The organism is Streptomyces sp. SID14478 (assembly GCF_010548525.1).
GTDB lineage: Bacteria > Actinomycetota > Actinomycetes > Streptomycetales > Streptomycetaceae > Streptomyces.
In genome coordinates this window covers 1-1,087 of sequence record NZ_JAAGMG010001210.1, presented here as the reverse complement: position 1 = coordinate 1,087, position 1,087 = coordinate 1, and the positions used below count along the sequence as shown (strand labels likewise).

Here is a 1,087-nt window from a genome sequence, read left to right as displayed (position 1 = left end):
CCCGGCCTGGCCCGCCTCGCCCTGCACCGCTACGACACCGCGCTCGCCGCGCCCGCACGGGCCGTGCGGCCCCCGAGCTCCGCCGCCCGCCCCTCTTTGTCGGTGCCGGGCCTTACTGTCGGTGCATGAACACCACGGACGAAGGCTCCGGTACGTACGGCGACGCGGACGTCGAGCGCTGGGCCCCCGAGCCCGACAAGCGCCCGGGCCGCACCGCGTTCCAGCGCGACCGGGCCCGCGTCCTGCACTCCTCGGCGCTGCGCAGGCTCGCCGGCAAGACGCAGGTCGTCACCCCGGGCACGCGCAGCCGCCACTGGGACGCCAGCCCGCGCACCCGCCTCACGCACTCCCTGGAGTGTGCCCAGGTGGGCCGGGAGCTCGGCGCGGCCCTCGGCTGCGACCCCGACCTCGTCGAGACGGCGTGCCTCTCGCACGACATGGGCCACCCGCCCTTCGGTCACAACGGCGAGCAGGCGCTCAACGAAGTGGCCCAGGACTGCGGCGGATTCGAGGGCAACGCGCAGTCGCTCAGACTCCTCACCCGCATCGAGCCCAAGCGTTTCGTGCGGTCCGAGGTGAGCGGCGAACTGGCCAGCGTGGGGCTGAACCTGACCCGGGCCGCGCTCGACGCCGCCACCAAGTACCCCTGGCCGCTCGGCGAGCACCCGACCGACCCGGGCTCCCCGAAATTCGGGGTGTACGAGGACGACCGCCCCGTCTTCGACTGGGTCAGGAAGGAGGCCCCCGGGCGCCGCACCTGCTTCGAGGCCCAGGTCATGGACTGGTCGGACGACGTCGCGTACTCCGTGCACGACCTGGAGGACGGCCTGCACGCCGGCCACCTCGATCCGAACGTGCTGCACGCCGAGCCCGAGCGCGCCGACGTCTTCGCCGTCGCCATCGGCCGCTACGTCCCCGCGGACACCGACCCCGCCGAGCTGTCCGCCGCCCTCGACCGCCTCCTCGACCAGGAGTGGTGGCCGCACGGGTACGACGGCACGGCGGTCGCGCAGGCCCGCCTCAAGGACGCCACCAGCCAGCTCATCGGCCGCTTCTGCCTGGCCGCCGAGGCCGCGACCCGCGCCCG

At 74.5% G+C, this 1,087-nt stretch carries 1 protein-coding gene; it reads left to right on the top strand.

The genetic code is table 11. The features are described 5' to 3' along the window. Window positions 1–125 precede the first annotated feature (125 nt). Window positions 126–1,087: deoxyguanosinetriphosphate triphosphohydrolase (locus tag G3I40_RS38690; protein WP_164559496.1), on the top strand; the 962-nt coding region annotated here is incomplete at its 3' end.